General features: G+C 58.2%; 12 protein-coding genes. 10 read left to right on the top strand and 2 right to left on the bottom strand.

Annotation, left to right across the window (positions count from 1 at the left end):
* Positions 1 to 42: 42 nt before the first annotated feature.
* Complete coding sequence (locus JIN78_RS02610; protein WP_200390377.1) at positions 43 to 822, bottom strand: transporter; 780 nt, start codon at positions 820 to 822, stop codon at positions 43 to 45.
* An 87-nt stretch (positions 823 to 909) separates the two neighbouring features.
* Positions 910 to 1,902 (bottom strand): metal ABC transporter solute-binding protein, Zn/Mn family, encoded by a 993-nt coding sequence (locus JIN78_RS02605; RefSeq protein ID WP_200390376.1) that lies wholly within the window; start codon positions 1,900 to 1,902, stop codon positions 910 to 912.
* A 219-nt stretch (positions 1,903 to 2,121) separates the two neighbouring features.
* Here JIN78_RS02605 and JIN78_RS02600 point away from each other — a divergent pair, with 219 nt between their 5' ends.
* The 10 genes from JIN78_RS02600 (at position 2,122) to JIN78_RS02560 (ending at position 16,321) form a co-directional block, all read left to right on the top strand.
* Positions 2,122 to 3,720, top strand: coding sequence for a c-type cytochrome (locus JIN78_RS02600; protein WP_200390375.1), 1,599 nt, complete (start codon positions 2,122 to 2,124; stop codon positions 3,718 to 3,720).
* The gene (locus tag JIN78_RS02595) at positions 3,717 to 6,104 is read left to right on the top strand and encodes a ThuA domain-containing protein (RefSeq protein WP_200390374.1); all 2,388 of its coding nucleotides are present in this window, start codon (positions 3,717 to 3,719) and stop codon (positions 6,102 to 6,104) included. Before JIN78_RS02600 ends, JIN78_RS02595 begins: the two co-directional genes overlap by 4 nt.
* 360 nt (positions 6,105 to 6,464) lie before the next feature.
* Positions 6,465 to 6,590 carry a hypothetical protein gene (locus tag JIN78_RS17485; protein ID WP_267906996.1) on the top strand — a complete coding sequence of 42 codons (126 nt, stop codon included), beginning with the start codon at positions 6,465 to 6,467 and terminating at the stop codon, positions 6,588 to 6,590.
* A 118-nt stretch (positions 6,591 to 6,708) separates the two neighbouring features.
* A complete protein-coding gene (locus tag JIN78_RS02590) occupies positions 6,709 to 8,622 on the top strand; it encodes a hypothetical protein (RefSeq protein ID WP_200390373.1) in 1,914 nt (637 codons plus the stop codon).
* Between the two features lie 46 nt (positions 8,623 to 8,668).
* Positions 8,669 to 9,406, top strand: a complete 738-nt coding sequence (locus JIN78_RS02585; protein WP_200390372.1) for a phosphodiester glycosidase family protein — start codon at positions 8,669 to 8,671, stop codon at positions 9,404 to 9,406.
* Between the two features lie 111 nt (positions 9,407 to 9,517).
* A complete protein-coding gene (locus JIN78_RS02580; protein WP_200390371.1) occupies positions 9,518 to 10,846 on the top strand; it encodes a thioredoxin family protein in 1,329 nt (442 codons plus the stop codon).
* Between the two features lie 62 nt (positions 10,847 to 10,908).
* Positions 10,909 to 11,847, top strand: coding sequence for a thioredoxin family protein (locus tag JIN78_RS02575; protein ID WP_200390370.1), 939 nt, complete (start codon positions 10,909 to 10,911; stop codon positions 11,845 to 11,847).
* 121 nt (positions 11,848 to 11,968) lie between these two features.
* Positions 11,969 to 13,015, top strand: coding sequence for a recombinase RecA (gene recA / locus JIN78_RS02570; protein ID WP_200390369.1), 1,047 nt, complete (start codon positions 11,969 to 11,971; stop codon positions 13,013 to 13,015).
* 425 nt (positions 13,016 to 13,440) lie between these two features.
* On the top strand, positions 13,441 to 14,487 hold the full coding sequence (gene ilvC / locus JIN78_RS02565; RefSeq protein ID WP_200390368.1) for a ketol-acid reductoisomerase: 1,047 nt from the start codon (positions 13,441 to 13,443) through the stop codon (positions 14,485 to 14,487).
* Between the two features lie 232 nt (positions 14,488 to 14,719).
* Positions 14,720 to 16,321, top strand: a complete 1,602-nt coding sequence (locus JIN78_RS02560) for an MFS transporter (RefSeq protein ID WP_200390367.1) — start codon at positions 14,720 to 14,722, stop codon at positions 16,319 to 16,321.
* The last annotated feature ends 21 nt before the right edge of the window (positions 16,322 to 16,342 follow it).

Here is a 16,342-nt window from a genome sequence, read left to right as displayed (position 1 = left end):
GAGGCGACCCGCAATGAACGGTTGCCACCTGGGGTGATTGCGCTAGTAGCGGATGGTGAATCCGGTGAAGAGTCCCAGGTCCTCGGCTTCGTCGGTGAGGCCGAAGGTGGCTCCCGCATCGAGGAGGAGATGTTCATGGACTTGGTAGGTGAGCCCGGCAGCCAGTGAAGCTTCGTAGAAACCTTCTCCCGCCGTGCCAATGTATTCCGTGAAAAGGCCCAGGCGCTCGCTGAGATCGAAGCCCAGGACCGCAGTGTGGACGAAGGCAAAGGCGTGGTTCCCCTCCTCTTCCTCATACAGATAGTCGATTTCCGCCATGAGCCCCAGTCCCACTCCCTGGGCCAGACTGGTGCTGAAGGGGAGGATGAGGCCGCCTTCCCATTGGTCATTGGAAAGCTCGCCGCCGGTGGGAATTTTGACAAAAGGAAAGAGCGCGAAGGCGGTCCCGCCACCTTCGTTTCCCCACAGGTTGTGCTTGTAGCGGATGGTCAGGTCGCCCGAGCCCTCGGCGCCGGAGTCCGTGCGGGAGTAGCTGTCCCAGACGAATTGCAGGTCGGAGGAGTCCGTGAGCCCGACCTTGGCGGTGAGGGAGCCGAAGGTGTGGCTTTCTTCTCCCTTGTGGCGGCGGTAGTCGTAGAGGGAGGCCTCCAGTTGGAAACGCCCGGCGTCGACGGTCTGGGGGCTCTCGGTGGCGTCCGGCCGATCCGCGGCGAGTTCACGCAGTTGATCGTCGGCGACGGGGTCGAAGAGATGATTGGCGGAGAGTGGGCCAAGACCTGAGCAGGCGAGGGCGAGGAGTTGGGTGCGGGTGTTCATATTCATGTTGGTTAGAGTGTTTTGCGGGCAGATCTCGCCCTCCGCACGACCTCGGGCAGCGCGTTGGGGAGAGGTTGGGCCGCTGGCAGGAGGTTAGTTCCGGGAAGCTCGAAAGCCTCTGGCCTGCCCGCCGAGAGCGCGGGTGATGGTCGTGATGTTGTGGTCGATCATGCCCACGTAGGTGCCTTCATAGGTTCCGGCCGGCCCCATGGCATCGGAGAAGAGCTTTCCCCCAATAGTAACTTCATGCCCTTGGGCCCGGGCCCCTTCCTGCAGGGCCTTCACGTGCTGATCGGAGACCGAGCTCTCCACGAAAATGGCGGGAATTTTCCTGTCGATTAGAAAGAGGACCAGATTCTCGATGTCTCTCACCCCCGCTTCGGATTCAGTGGAAAGACCCTGAACCCCTCTGACCTCGATGCCGTAAGCGCGGGCAAGGTAGCCGAAGGCGTCATGAGCAGTGACCAGGACCCGTTGCTCTTGCGGAATGGTCGCCAAGGAGGTGCGGGCATAGTCGTCCAATTGGCGGAGTTCAGCGAGATAGCGGTCGGCATTTTCCCGGTAACGGTCGGCATGGGCGTGGTCGTGCTTCATCAGAGTGGTGGCGATGGTTTCCACCGCTTGCATCCACAGGCGCACATCCATCCACACATGGGGGTCGGGGTGATCCGACTCGTCCCGCAGAGGGCCTTGGGTGGATTGCAATACCGACTCCGCCACTGCGACGACGGGTTTGCCGCTCTCGCCGAGACGGGAAAACGTGTCCCCCATTTTTCCTTCCAAGAGGAGACCATTGTAAAGAACGAGATCGGCCTTCTGCAAGGCGAGCAAATCACTGCGCGCGGCCTTGTAGGCGTGGGGATCGATGCCTTCCCCAATGAGGTTGGTCACTTCGGCCACTTCCTCGCCTCCCACTACCTGGCGCGTGATGTCCGCGATCATTCCGGTCGTGGCAGTGATGCGGTAGGGGTGGGAGAAGGAACTGGCAACGCTCTTGGCTCCCTCCTTGTCCCGGCAAGAGGCGATTCCAAGAAGCAAAACCAAAGCACCTGTGGAGGTGAGAAGACGAAAGAAAAGTGAGTTCATGGCCCTGAATTAGCCCGGGCTAATTTTAATAGCAACTTAAAAAATAATTTTCCTTTGCTCTTTTTTTTTGGGCTCGTTTTTTTGGTCATTCCGGGGAGCGGGCTGGGAGGGGGTTGCGCTCTTTTCCGCGTAAAATTGTCCAATCTCACCAATTCGGGGGAGTAGGGAAACATCCGGATGGGGGCCGCCGTAGCGGGCGGCCCGGTTTCCTTTCCTGACATGAAACAACGATTTTTTGATAAAAAGGCTCTCGTCGCGACTGCCCTGGCGATTTTCTCTGGAGCAGGCTTGCGGGCCGCAGAGCCTACCGGTGAGGCCCTCTACGGTCTCTACTGTGCGGCTTGCCATGGACCCGATGGCAAGGGCGCGGCAGGGGCTCCTTTTCCTCCCTTGGCGGGGAGCGAGTGGGTGCGAGGTGATGCCCGGCGCATGATTTCCGTGATTCTTCATGGGCTCGAGGAGCCAGTGCTGGTGCGGGCCAAGACCTACAACTTGCAAATGCCGCCCCAGGGCTCGGTGTTGAGCGATGAACAGATTGCTTCCATCGCGAGCCATGTGCGGTCGAGCTGGGGGAATCGCGACGGGGCGGTGAAGCCGGAATTGGTGGCGGAAGTGCGGGCGGAGAACGCAACACGGGAGAGTCTTTGGACCGCTCCCGAGCTTCTGATGAAGCATCCCCTCCCGCCCTTGCCCCGCCATCGCTGGGGAGTGAGCAATCTGACCGTGACCGTCTATGAGGGCGAGTGGGAAGAGATGCCGGATTTCAGCCAGCTCACCTCGGTGTCCGAGGAAAAGGAAGAAGGCCCTATCAGCCTCAGTCAAGCGGGCGGCCGGAAGGAGAATTTTGCCGTTGTCTGGGAAGGGACGATGGAAAGTCCCGGCGACCACGATAGCAATTTCTTTGTCTCTTCGGTGGGTGGGCTGCGACTCATTTACAACGGGCAGGAGGTTTTTCACCTCAAGGGTCAGGGTCAGCATTACCGCCACACCAGTGCGCGGGCCAAGGCGGTGAAAGGAACCAATTCCTTCCGTCTCGAGTATTTTCAAAAAGGTCCCCGTGGGGGGCTCGCCCTTCATCGGAGCGGCGGCTCCATGGGCCTTCATCCTCTCACCGACACTGACCGCGATGCCGATGCGAAGGATTTTCCGGATATCTTTCTCTTCCCGGAGAATGGCCGGAGCACGCTCTATCGCAACACTATCGAGGGGGTGAGCCCCCGGGCCATCGGGGTCGGTCTCGAGGGCGGGATCAACTATGGTTTCAGCGCCTCTACCCTTGCGCTGGAATTGCTTTGGCAAGGAAAGTTCATCAATGCGGGGCAACACTGGACCGTGCGCGGCACCGGGGCCACTCCTCCGGCGGGCGAACAGGTGGTCTCCCTCGGGCGTGGACTGGGAATTGGCCCCTTGCCCAGGCCGTCCGGGCAAAAATGGCCGCGCGCCTTTCCCCTGGATTGGCAAGTGCTCTTCCTGGGCTACGATTTGGATGAACAGAACCGACCGGCCTTTCGCTATCGCGCCGGGGAGCTCCTGATCGTGGATCAGCCCCTTCCCGGTGAGGGGGAAAGTCCTTCATTGCAGCGGAAGCTGACCATCACGGTGCCGCCGACGGGGGCGGGTGATTGGGCGCTGCGTCTTGTCTCCGGCCAAGAGCTACAGGCGCGAGAGGACGGTTTCCTGGTTAATGGAGCCCTCACGATCTCCGCTTCGGCCCCGGGCGCTCTCCAGCAACGGGGTTCCGATCTTTATCTCTCGCTCGCTGGCCTGACTGCCGGCGAGCACTCTTTGGCAATGACATACACTTGGATTCAACCATGAAGGCTCTTTTATCCACACTTTCGCTAGCCGGGGCGGTGACCCTTGCCGCCGCGACCCAGGACGATTTCTACCGCCGCGAGGTCATTCCACTGCCCGCTGGCACGGAGGCCGAGGTGGGCAGCATTGCGCTGCTTCCCGAGAAGAAGCTCGCCATCTCCACCCGACGGGGGGAAATCTGGATTGCGGAAGGAGCCTACGGGGAGGACCTTTCGCAGGTCTCCTGGACGCGCTTCGCCTATGGCCTGGAGAGCTCCTTCGGCATGTTTTGGAAGGATGATGCTCTCTACGTCACTACCCGCACCGATTTGAGCCGCTTGCAGGATCGCGATGGCGACGGGGAGGCTGATCGCTTCGAGATCGTCAGCCAGGACTGGGGCTTTGACGCCACCTACCACCAGTTTGCCTTTGGTTCCGAGCCGGACCAGGCAGGCGATGTCTGGGTGGCCCTGTGCCAATTGGGAGGGAGTTCCAAATGGCGTGGCTGGATGATCAAGGTCGCCCCTGATGGCACCACCACCCCCGTGGCCTCGGGATTGCGTTCGCCGGGGGGAGTGGGTTTCAATGCCGAGGGAGAGACCTTTTTCACCGACAATCAGGGCACTTGGAATGGCACTTCATCCGTGCGCCATGCCAAGCCCGGTAGCTTCCTGGGCTTTCCAACGGGCTTCGAGTATTATGCTGAGATTCCGGATCAAGAGGCTCCCGCCCGCCCGAATAGTCCCAGCCGCTTCCCGACCGAGATGGCGCGCATCCCGGAACTCTACCCGCCCAGCGTGCTCTTGCCCCACGGACGCATGGGGGCCTCGCCCACCTTTGTAGTCTTGGACGAGAAAGGTCACCTCGGGCCCTTCGAGAATTCGCTTTTCATTGGCGAGCAGAGTCATTCGCAGGTCCAGCGGGTCTTCACCGAAAAAGTCAACGGCGTCTATCAAGGCGCGGCCTGGCATTTCTTAGAAGGCTTCGAGAGCGGGCTCGTCCCCGGCAAATTGGCCGACGATGGCACTCTCTTTGTGGGCGGCACCAACCGGGGGTGGGGTTCCCGGGGCACGCGCGGCTTCACCCTGGAGCGCGTGCGCTGGAATGGCCAGGTGCCCTTCGAGACCTCGCAAATGCGGGCCCTCCCCGATGGCTTTGAGCTGACCTTTACCGAAACCGTCGATCCCACCACGGCGGGCGACCCCGCCAGCTACGCCATGGAAGCCTGGACTTATATTTATCAATCCAGCTACGGCAGCCCTGAGGTGGACCAGAGCACACCCGTAATCAAGCGGGCAACCGTTTCCCCCGATGGCTTGCGCGTGCGGCTGCAGGTGGAAGGCCTCGTGAAGGGTCATCTCCATCGTCTCGATTCCTCTGGGGTGCGAAGCAAGTCCGGTCGCGCGCTCTGGCATCCGGTGGGGTATTACACGCTCAACGAGATTCCGGCTGCCCCTCCGCAGGCTGCCCAGACGGCCCCCCCCAAGCCGCCGAACGGTTGGGTCAAGTTGCCCTGGGAGGAGAAAAAGGAACTCCTCGTCGGTATGTTCGGCCCCAGTTTGGCAGAACAAAAGCAGGTGCAGGAGGCGGTTCCCAGAAAGGCCGCCGTCCCCGCGCCCGAACCGGCGCGCGTTCTCCTCTTTTGGCAATGCCAATATCCCCACACTAGCATCGCGACCGGGAATTTTGCCTTGTTGGAAATGGCTAAAAGGACCGGGGCCTTCACGATCACACTCAGTGACGACCCGGCGGATTTTCACCCCAACTATCTGGCTCAGTTCGATGTCGTTCTCTTCAATAACACCACCAGCTTCGAGCAAACCATCGGACCGGATGGGCAAAAGGCTTTGCTGAGCTATCTGAAAGCCGGCGGGGGAGTGGTCGGCATTCATTCCGCCTCCGATAGCTGTCGCACTTGGCCCGAGGGAGTGGCGATTATGGGGGGCATCTTTTACTGCCATCCTTGGTCGCCCAAAGGCACCTGGGCTTTTCAGCTGGAGTCCCCCGATCACCCGCTTAACCGGGCCTTTGACGGCCAAGGCTTCTGGCATTCGGACGAGATTTATCTCTATCGCGAGGGAACTTTCGACCGCCAGCACTCCCGCGTCCTGGTGAGTCTCGATATGTCCAAGGAGGAGAATCAAACATCCGACCAGCTCTATCAGAACGTGGCCCATTTCATCCAAGAGGACGGCGATTATCCCGTCAGCTGGGTGCACAAGGTGGGCACGGGCCGGGTCTTTTACACAAACTTCGGCCACAACGCCTCTTCCTTCTGGACCCCTGCCATCCTGCAGCAGATTCACGACGGCATCCAATATGCCGCCGGGCACCTCGAGGCCGAGGCTATTCCTTCCGCCGCTTTGCCGGAGCCCGCCCCCTGTGCCTGCGCGCCCGAGGCCCATTGAGCGCTGGCACCGTCATCCTGCTAAGGAAATAGTTGGCAGGAGCCTTGTGCTTTCCCGAACTCCCGTGAAACACTGGCTGGATGGCCATCCAACCAGAATGTGAAGGATAGTGGCCTGTCTGGGCAGACTCACGAACACGGCGAGAAAGCCAACGGACGGGTCACGACGCGCCGCATTGCCGTCACTCAGGAACTGGATTCGATGCAACCGTCGCTTCGCAAAAGGTGGGAAGCGCTCACGAGTCTCGTCATGATCGTAAGCGAGAGCTGCTCGGTGTCAAAAAAGAAGGAGTGGCGGCGGAAGTCGTTCTCGGTCAGAATTATGTAGAAGGAAGTGAATGGAATCGCCATCCTGCGCCGCATGGCCCCAAACCTCCTCAAAGCCGCCCCCCTCAAGCAAGAAGTCTCTCCCCATGAGCGAGATGAGGGCCAGAGCAGCCTGGGGCAACAAACTCCTCTCCCCACCTGGATGACGCCGAAGCGGTAGTGTTTTGAAATTTGTTTCCATCCCAGAAAGAAAATGTTAGTGGGATCTGTTGCAATGGGATGAGGATCGTTAAGTGGCGGTCTGAATTCCTTGCAATGTTTTTTTGATAATGATGATTATGAAGAACAAGCAACAGATGGGCGGAGTGAACGGGGTTGGTTGGCTGGGAGTGCTCATGGGGCTAGGCATTCTTTCACTTTCGGCGGAGGTGGTGCCGCTGACCGAGAACTGGCATCTTTACGATCCAGAAGGGAATTCCAGCCTTTCGGCCCAGTCGGCCACGGGATTCGAAGCGACCATTTCGGATCTGGAGGATCCCACCATTGCGGGGAATCGTCCTGCCGTGGTCCAGGAGTTTGAACCGGTCGATGTTTCCGAGGTGGGGGCTTCCTTGCGGGTTCAGTTCGACGTCGAACTTCTGACCGAAGTCATAGACCAAAATGACACCGATTTCCGTTTCTCGTTCTACGATACGAGCACGAACTTCGAGATCATTGTGGGGATGGTGGATTTGGGCAGCCCTAGTGGCACGGGCATGCGCCTGCGTGTCGACAATTACATCAGCACCCGCACCGTCGATGAAGTCACTGAGGAGGAGATCCCGAGTGATTTCGAGCCCGGAGATTACTCCCACCTCGGTGAGGGGGGAGGCACCCTTTCGCCCAGCGGGGGCAATCCGGGGGGAGACGGTCTCAAGTTCCTGCAGGATGTGCATAGCTTCGAGGCTACGGTGACTCGTATCTCTCCCAGTGAGCTGGAGATTGTCACCCAATGGGTCGTTGAGCCGACCGGAGGATTTGAACAGCGTTGGGCGAGTGTCGCGGCGGTCTTGAATGAGGCGGAACCCGTCAATACCAACGACGTCCCACCCGGGGGAGGCTTCCAGACGATCAACGGATTTGGATTTCGCTTGAATGATGCCAATCCCTTCAATGCCGACGGAAACGATGAAACGGTGGAATCGGGGAGTTACCGCATCTCGAGCTTGCAGATTGATCGGAGTGTGTTGGTGAGCAATCCTGACGATTGGTTTCTGTATAAGGGCGAGGGCGATGAAATCACGAATCTGACCGGAGTGAGTGCCGATGGCTTCACTGCCGAGATTGGAGCGGTGGCCGAGGGGGTGGCCTTGCCCGCGATCACCCAGCAGTTTGCTCCCCTGGCCCTGAGCGAGGTGGGCCAGTCCATCGAGGCGAGTTTCGACCTCAAGCTGTTGAGCGATGTCTACAAGGGAAGTGATACCGACTTCCGTTTTGGCTTCTTCGATACCGCCAGTAATTTTGAATTTGTTCTCGGAATGATCGACTTCGGTCCCCCCGGCGGCACCGCGATGCGCATTCGTGTCGATGATCACATCAGCAGCTACGAGGAGGGAGAGGAGTTGACTCCCTTTATTGAAGGCGACTTCGCGGTCTTTTTGAGTGCGGGGGGAACCTTGGGCCAAAGTGGCGATCCCAATTTGGTCGGCTTGCAGTTCCCTAATGACACCAGCCGGTTCGTGACCCGGGTGACCCGGATCTCCGAGACCGAGGTGGAGATGGCCACCACTTGGTATAATGATCCTGTGACCGGCCAGTTCACCGCTATCACGGCCACGGCATTGATTGATGAGAGTGCTCCCCCTAACCCCGATGATGTGCCCCCCTCCGGAACCTTTACCCAATTGAATGGTTTCGGTTTCCGCATTTTTGACGCGCATCCCTTCGAGGATAGCGAAAATCCATCGGTGGACTCGGGAAGTTTCGAGATCTCCAACTTCCGGCTCCGCTACTGTGGAGCCCCTGTCGAGGTGGTCACGGAGGGGATCGAGGTGATCGGCATCACGTTGCAGCCGGAGAGCGGGGATTATCTTGTGGAATGGGTTGCCGAGGATGGCGCGTCCTATGACGTCTACAAGAGCCTGGATTTGGTGGATTTTGGCGAGAATCCTGTGGCTACGGTCGTCGCCAGCGGGCCCACGGGTAGCTATCTCATTCCTGCCACTGAAGTGGCTACGGATGGCCGGGCGTTCTTTCGCCTCAGCAAGCAATAAGCATCGTTTTGTTTGACTGCGAAGTTCTAGCTACAAGAATGTGACGATGAGGCTCATCGTCACATTCTATTTTCTTTCTCTGCTTTGCTTACGGGGAGGAGAGGAAGAATTCCTCCACCGGGGCAAGGAATTTCGCGTTTTTCGCACGGAGCCAGAAAAGGTGCGCTTGCTCTGGCTGGGCGAGGACGGAAAGCCGCTTTTCACCTTTCGCGCGGCCAGAAAGGCTTTGCAAAATCAGGGGGAGGAGGTGCTGATGTTGACCAATGGCGGCATCTTCGAGCCCCGCCAAATTCCCTCCGTGCTCTATCTCGAGAAGGGCAAAGAGTTGCGCCCACTCAACCTGCGTGACGCCCCCGGCAATTTCTTCCTCAAACCCAACGCCCTTTTTTATCTCCAGAAATCGGCCGACAAAATGGTAGCCGGGGTGGTGGAAAGTCAGGCCTATGCCAAGTGGAGCGTGGAAAAAAAAGCCTCCCTCTGGGCCGCCGTGCAATCGGGTCCCGCCCTCTTGCTGGAGGGCCAGACTCACCCCGCCTTCAACGAGGGATCGAACAGCGAACTCCTCCGCAATGGCGTGGGCGTGGATGGCGAGGGGCGGGTCGTCTTCGTGATCACCAAGGGCGAAACGATGGTGAACCTCTGGACTTTTGCGGACTGCTTCCGCGCTTTGGGCTGCCGCAACGCCCTTTTTCTCGATGGCGATATTTCCCAAATGAAGGTGAACCCCACTGCGACCGTGAAGGGGCACGGCTTTGCCTCGATTTTTGCTGTGGTCGCGGATTAGGTGCTCTTCGCTAGCTGCTCAGGGGGGGCTGACTTTGCCATCCTGGTTTTTCTTGAGGTTCCGCGGCTTGGGGACTTGCCACCCCAGAAACCCGAGTCTAAGGGTCTTCTCATGCGACTCTTTATTCCCTTGCTCGCGGGTGCCCTTTTCGCGGTTTCTTCCTCGCTACCAGCCAATGAGGCCGTCTGGCTTGACCATTATGAGGCCGGGCTGGAGAAAGCCGCCGCCGAGGACAAAGATTTGCTGATTACCTTCGTGGGCTCCGATTGGTGCGATCAATGCCAGGTGCTCCGCGAATCCGTGCTGACGAAAAACGAATTCACCCGCGCTCTGGGACGCGACTTCGTTTTTGTGGAGCTGGATTTTCCTCAAAGCAAACCCGCCATTGCCGAGCGCAACGAACCCATCCGGGTGCAGTATGGCATCAAAGGCTACCCGGTGCTGGTGACCGCCGACGAGAATGGCCATCCCTACGGCGTGGTCCGCTATTTGCACGATTGGCGGGTGACCGACTATGTGGACGCCGTCAAGGATCAGCAGGACAACCGTTTGACTCGTGATGAAGCACGGCAGGAATTCGAGGCCGCGCAATCCGATGAGGACCGCGTCACCGCCTTGGAGAAACTGCTCCGGGCCGTGCCCGAAACCAGTATCTTGGGAATGTATGAAGCGGAATTCCAAGCTTTGCGGGAGGCCTCCAAGGACCAGTCTCCTCTCGTCGCCGAAGTGGTGGCCAAGGAGCGCACCGAGAATCTGCAAACTGAACTCGTCCCCCTGATGAACAGCAAGCGCTATCAGGAAGCCGTTGCGCTCTGTGATGACTATCTCTCCCATGAGACCTTGAAAAAAGGGGAGCGCCAGATGGCTCTGGCTTTCAAATACTATTCTTTAATGGAGATTCCTGATTATCAAGAAGCGATGGAGACCGCCCAGACCCTGCAGGAAATCGATCCCGCTTCGCCCATTGGCCAGCAAGCCTTCGGCCTCGTCAAACGGGCCGAGAAGCTTCTCCTGGCGGCTCGGGAAAAAGAAGCCACTCCCGCTTCCACGCCAGACGAGCCTGCCGTCGCAGGGGTGGGAGAAGCCGCTCGTTCCGACGGGCAAGAGGCGGAAGTCGCCAAGACTGAAGGGGTTGCTCCCGCTCCGGCTAAGAGCGAGCAGGAGCCGTCGCAAAAAGTTGACACCCAAGAAGCCAGCGCAAAAGCTCTCGCAGCCGTGGAAGCGGCTCTCAAAGAAGCCGAAGCAGCCTTGAAAACCGCCCGGGAGGCCCATGAAGAGTCGCTCGCGGAGCAGCAAGCGCCCCAAAAAGAAGAGGGCGGGGAATCCACTTGGGACGAAAGCCAAGTGAGCGCTTTTGAGAAACGGGCCCGGGAACTCACCCGCCAAGCGGAGGCCCTGCGTCAACAAGCGGAGAAGTTGAGAAAGGCCTCTCAGCAATAATTCTCCTCTTGAGCGGTATTTCAATTTGACTAATCGCTCCGGCAGCGGCGTTGTAGTGGAGTATGAAATCAAAAACACTCGCGGTCGCTTTTCTGGGAATCTTTGCGGCCTCTGCTTCGGCAGAACTCACTTGGCACACGGATTTTGAGAAAGGCCAGAAAGCGGCTGAGGAGGCTGGCAAGAATCTCCTTGTCGATTTCACCGGCTCGGACTGGTGCCACTGGTGCATCAAACTGAAAGAGGAAGTCTTCGACCAAGAGGCTTTCGAAGCGGTGGCCGAGGATTACGTCCTCGTCGAGCTGGACTTCCCCAACGACGAAAGCCTCGTCTCTCCCGAACAACGGAAGAAAAACGAGGAACTGGCCCTCAATTACTCGGTGGAAGGCTTCCCTACTGTCCTTCTTTTCGATTCCGCCGGCCGACCCATTGCCCGCACCGGTTACCAACAGGGAGGAGCGGAAGCCTATCTCAAGCATCTCGCCGAAATCACCCAGCCCTATGAAAACCTGAAAAAGGCTGACGGCGAAGAACGGGAAGAGGCCTTGGCCACTTTCCTTTCCAACACCAACCCCTCCGACATCGAGGCTCACTTCGAAAAGGAATTGGACGAACTCAAAAAACTTGATCCCGAGGATGAACGGGGCGTCCAGGCCGAGCTTGCGAGTGCGAAGCGCTTGGCCGAATTCCAGTCCAAGATTGAAGAGAAATTCATGGCGGGCGAGTTCGACAAGGCCCTCGCCGATGTTGACTCCTATCTCGCCAAGCACGAACCAAAGGGAGAGGAACTGCAGTTCATCCTGATGGCCCGCCTCACCGTCTACGTGGAGCAGGGCAAAAAAGAGGAAGCCTTCGCTGCTGTTGATGAAGTCGCCAAGGTTTTGCCGGAATCTGATTTCGCTCAGAATGTCGAAGTCATCAAAAACAACATCACCGCCCACCTCCAGCAGCGGGCGGAAATGGAAGAAGAATCCCCTGAACAGGAAGAGGCTGACTCCGAATAAGGAGTGATATTCTAAAATCACTTGAACAGTTTTCTCTTGACCAACTGTCAGGAGAGGTTCTAAAGTGCTGGCGAACGAACCCGAAATCGCCATGGTCTCCGCCTCCGAAGAAGAAACAAAGATGTCTGAAAAGTCCGATAAACAGAAAGCCAGCCGCGCCGTCGTGGTTGATGAGAAATTGAACCAAGCCCGCGCCAAGAATCTGGATTTGGCGATCACCCAGATTCAGAAAGATTTTGGCGAGGCTGCCATCATGCGCCTGGGAGACGACACCCGCATGGATGTCGACGCCATTCCGACGGGCAACTTGCTCATTGACCGCGCGCTCGGGGTGGGTGGCTTTCCGCGCGGTCGGGTGATTGAGGTCTTTGGGCCGGAGAGTTCTGGAAAGACGACCCTCACCCTCACCGCCATTGCGCAGGCTCAGAAGGCGGGGGGATTGGCGGCCTTCATCGATGTGGAGCATGCGCTCGACCCCTCCTACGCGCGCAAGCTGGGGGTGAATACCGATGACTTGCTGGTTTCCCAACCTTCTTCAGGTGAAGAGGCTCTGCAGATTTGTGAAACACTCGTTCGCTCCAATGCTCTCGACGTGGTGGTGCTCGACTCGGTGGCTGCTTTGGTGACCCGGCAGGAACTTGATGGCGAGATCGGGGACTCGACCGTGGGCGCGCAGGCCCGTCTGATGAGCGCGGCGATGCGAAAGTTGACTGCGAGCATCTCCAAGGCCCGCACGGTGTGCATCTTCACCAACCAGATTCGGGAAAAAATCGGAGTGATGTTCGGTAGCCCGGAAACCACCCCGGGTGGACGGGCCCTCAAGTTTTTCTCTTCCGTGCGGGTCGATATCCGTCGCATCGGGCAAATCAAGGGCACCGATGGCGTGGTCACTGGCAGCCGCACCAAGATCAAACTGGTCAAAAACAAAGTGGCTCCACCCTTCACCGAAGCAGAATTCGACATCATGTATAATGAGGGAATTTCTTCCGTGGGCTCTCTGCTCGATTTGGCCTTGGAATTCGGAATCGTGCAAAAGCGGGGCAGTTGGTTCAGCTACGATGGCAATCAGCTCGGGCAAGGTCGCGATGGTGCGAAGACCGCGCTCAAGGAAAACGAAGAGCTTTACCTCGAAATCGAGGACAAGGTGAAGGCCGAGATGGCCAAGTAGGTTTTCCTTGGCGGGCTCCGAAGCCCTGACTGGAGAATTTTGATGACGGCGGCTTGTGCAAGCCGCCGTTTTTGCGCCCCGGGGCCTCCTTTGCAGTCATCGTCCCAGAGAGGGGACCCGAGCCACTAGATTTACGGAAAGGCGAGATTTTTGGAAGGAGCTTCGGGTCCCCCGGCCTTGAATGAGGCCGTCGACCAGCCAAGTGAGCATGGACCCGTGAGGTCTGAGGCTTTTTTTCGCAAGGTAGAGGCAATTTTGGGAGCGAAGACTGCGCAGGGATTGCCTGTTTGTCGGAGTAAAGGGTAAATTTGGGGCGAAGAGAGAGCTCTTGGGCGCGCGTATTTTGGAGAAAGAGCAAGAAAATCGTTTGTCTGCTTGACGATACCCCCTGGTCTGTGCAGCCTGCGCCTCCTTTCACCGTAAGCATGGCAGCAAAAATTTACACAGACAAAGACGCCGACCTCTCTTCTCTCCAAGGCAAGAAGCTCGCCGTCATCGGTTTCGGTTCCCAGGGCCACGCCCACGCTCTGAACCTGAAAGACAGCGGATGCGAGGTCATCATCGGCCTCTACCCCCAATCCAAGTCCCGCGAAGTCGCTGAGAAGCTCGGTTTCCAGGTGATGGACACCGGCGAAGCGATCGCGGCGGCCGACGTGATTTTTGTCGCGGTCCCGGATACGGTTATCCCCTCTGTTTACGAGAGCGACATCGCTCCCAACCTGACCGAAGGCAAGTGCCTCCTTTTCTCCCACGGTTTCGCCATTCACTTCGAGACCATCACTGTTCCCGACAATATCGACGTCATCATGGTCGCTCCCAAGGGCCCGGGTCACACCGTCCGGAGCCAGTTTGTTGAGAAGAAGGGCGTTCCCACTTTGATCGCCATTCACCAAGACGCCACCGGCCAGGCTCATGACATTGCTCTGGGCTGGGCCAAAGGCATCGGCGGCACTCGTGCGGGTGTCTTCGAGACCAATTTCCGGGAAGAAACCGTCACCGACCTTTTCGGTGAGCAGTGTGTTCTCTGCGGTGGAGCGAGTGCCCTCGTCAAAGCTGGCTTTGAGACCCTCGTGGAGGCTGGCTACCAGCCCGAGATGGCCTACTTCGAGTGCTTGCACGAATTGAAGCTCATCGTCGATCTCATGGTCGAGAGCGGCATCGCCGGTATGCGTTTCTCCATCTCCGAGACCGCGGAATACGGTGACGTGACCGTTGGCCCCAAGATTATCGATTCCTCCGTCAAGGAGCGCATGGCGCAACAATTGAAGGCTATCGAGAACGGAGAGTTTGCCAAGGAGTGGACCGATGAGTATAATGCCGGCGGCAAGAACTTCGATGCGATTCGTGAGAAAGAAGCCCAGCACCCCATTGAGGATGTGGGCGGCAAGCTCCGGAGCATGATGAGCTGGCTGGGAGACAAAAAAGTTGGTAAGGGCCAGAGCCAAGCCAGCTACGTCTCCGGCTCCAACTAAGAAAGACAGATTTCACAACAGATTTGGGAAGTCCGGTGGGGACCGGCTCCCATTCCAAAGCCGCGCGGTGGGGGCCGCGCGGCTTTACTTTTTTCCGCAAAAAGGTGTTAGGGCGCTTTATCTCGACCGTATGGCAATGATTGACTTGATGCGGTCTCAATTTTGTAGAGACTCGGAGTCGGTTCAAAAAAAGCAGCACTAACACATGACAAAAGCAAACGAAGTAAATCGCATGCGACTCCTCTGGGCAGGATTCGTCGCGATCTTGGCGGCCGGGGTCGGTTTCGGCGTCCGGGGAGGTATTTTCACCAACTGGGCTGATGAGTTCGGTTTCTCAGGAGCCCAGCTGGGGATGATTGGGGGAGCGGGTTTCACCGGCTTCTGTTTCGGCATCATCATCGGGGGGGTGATCGTGGACAAGATTGGCTATGCCAAGCTCGTCATCGCGGCTTTCCTCTTCCACACCATCTCTGCTTTCGTGACTCTGGGAGCCACGGAAGGACAATCCACCGAGGTGGCCTTCAACTTCCTCTATTGGGGAACTTTCATTTTCGCTCTAGCGAATGGAACCCTGGAAGCGGTGGCGAATCCTCTCGTCTCGACCTTGTTCCCCAATAAGCGGACTCATTACCTCAACATTCTGCACGCCTCTTGGCCGCTCGGAATGGTCATCGGTGGTCTCATCGGTTGGTTCCTCGGCTCCGGGGAAAACGCCATGCACTGGAAGGGCCAGCTCGCCCTCTACTTGGTTCCCACACTGGCCTACGGCGTCATGTTCTTCGGCCAGAAGTATCCTCAGTCCGAGGCCTCGGAGAAAGGCCTGTCCTTTGCCCAGATGTTCCGCGAAGTCGGTTACCTCAGTGGTGCGGTGGTTTGCTTCATGCTCGCCCTTTTCGCGCGCGATACCGTGAACACTATCACTGGTCCTGGTGTGGCTCCTACCTTGGCCGCTCTCGTCGTCGGCATCGGTCTCTTCGTGCTCACTCTCAAGCTGACGGGTGGATACGCAGGCAGCGTGCTTCTCTTCTTCCTCTTCATCGCCCACGTGCTCGTGGGTGCGGTGGAATTGGGAACTGATGGCTGGATTCAGAACATCACCGGTGTGATCTTGAACCCTACCCAGGGCAAGATTCTCTTTGTCTTCACCTCCCTTCTCATGTTTGTCCTGCGCTTTGCCGCTGATGCCATCGAGAAGAATCTCCGCATGAGCCCGGTGGGTCTCCTGCTGACTTGTGCGGTCATCGCGGTTATCGGTCTCAATGCCATTGCCGCCATTAGTGGTTTCGGCTTCGCCTTGGGTGCGGTCGCCATCTACGCGATTGGTAAGACCTTCTTCTGGCCGACCATGTTGGCGGTGGTTGGGGACCGTTTCCCCTCCACAGGTGCGGTGGCCATGAGCTTGATGGGTGGCGTGGGCATGATGTCTGCCGGCCTCATTGGTAATGTCGGCCTGGGTTACCTCAAGGACCGTTACGCGGTGGATGAGCTCAAGACCGAGAACGCGGCCTTGTATGAGCAATACAAGAGCGAAGGCGATCCGAGCTCCTTCTTCGGGGTGGGTGAGGTGCAGCCTCTCGATGGTAAATTGCTGGAAGAAGCGAAGAATGCGGGTGACGAGCGCACTAGCGAGCAAACCGCCGTGGTGGAAGCCGACGTTCGCGGTGCCCGTCGCACTTTGCGCACCGACGCCCTCATCCCGGCTGCGATGGCCCTGATTTACTTGGGCATGTTGCTCTACTTTAAGAAAATCGGTGGCTACAAGCCCCTCACCATTGAGGATGAGGAGAGCGTCAAGGCTCAGAAAGCCGCCGCCGAACACGCGGGCGAGGCTTAATCCGCTTTTTCCGTTCTACCA

It is taken from the genome of Roseibacillus ishigakijimensis (assembly GCF_016595415.1).
Lineage (GTDB): Bacteria > Verrucomicrobiota > Verrucomicrobiia > Verrucomicrobiales > Akkermansiaceae > Roseibacillus > Roseibacillus ishigakijimensis.
Note: the sequence above shows the minus strand (reverse complement) of the source record. Positions and strands in the feature narration are given on the sequence as shown.

Coding starts and splice junctions, on each gene's coding strand:
- JIN78_RS02600 (WP_200390375.1), top strand. CDS start 2,122: ATGAAACAACGATTTTTTGATAAAAAGGCTCTCGTCGCGACTGCCCTG.
- JIN78_RS02560 (WP_200390367.1), top strand. CDS start 14,720: ATGCGACTCCTCTGGGCAGGATTCGTCGCGATCTTGGCGGCCGGGGTC.
- JIN78_RS02595 (WP_200390374.1), top strand. CDS start 3,717: ATGAAGGCTCTTTTATCCACACTTTCGCTAGCCGGGGCGGTGACCCTT.
- recA (WP_200390369.1), top strand. CDS start 11,969: ATGTCTGAAAAGTCCGATAAACAGAAAGCCAGCCGCGCCGTCGTGGTT.
- JIN78_RS02610 (WP_200390377.1), bottom strand. CDS start 822: ATGAATATGAACACCCGCACCCAACTCCTCGCCCTCGCCTGCTCAGGT.
- JIN78_RS02590 (WP_200390373.1), top strand. CDS start 6,709: ATGAAGAACAAGCAACAGATGGGCGGAGTGAACGGGGTTGGTTGGCTG.
- JIN78_RS02575 (WP_200390370.1), top strand. CDS start 10,909: ATGAAATCAAAAACACTCGCGGTCGCTTTTCTGGGAATCTTTGCGGCC.
- JIN78_RS02580 (WP_200390371.1), top strand. CDS start 9,518: ATGCGACTCTTTATTCCCTTGCTCGCGGGTGCCCTTTTCGCGGTTTCT.
- JIN78_RS17485 (WP_267906996.1), top strand. CDS start 6,465: ATGGCCCCAAACCTCCTCAAAGCCGCCCCCCTCAAGCAAGAAGTCTCT.
- JIN78_RS02605 (WP_200390376.1), bottom strand. CDS start 1,902: ATGAACTCACTTTTCTTTCGTCTTCTCACCTCCACAGGTGCTTTGGTT.
- ilvC (WP_200390368.1), top strand. CDS start 13,441: ATGGCAGCAAAAATTTACACAGACAAAGACGCCGACCTCTCTTCTCTC.
- JIN78_RS02585 (WP_200390372.1), top strand. CDS start 8,669: ATGAGGCTCATCGTCACATTCTATTTTCTTTCTCTGCTTTGCTTACGG.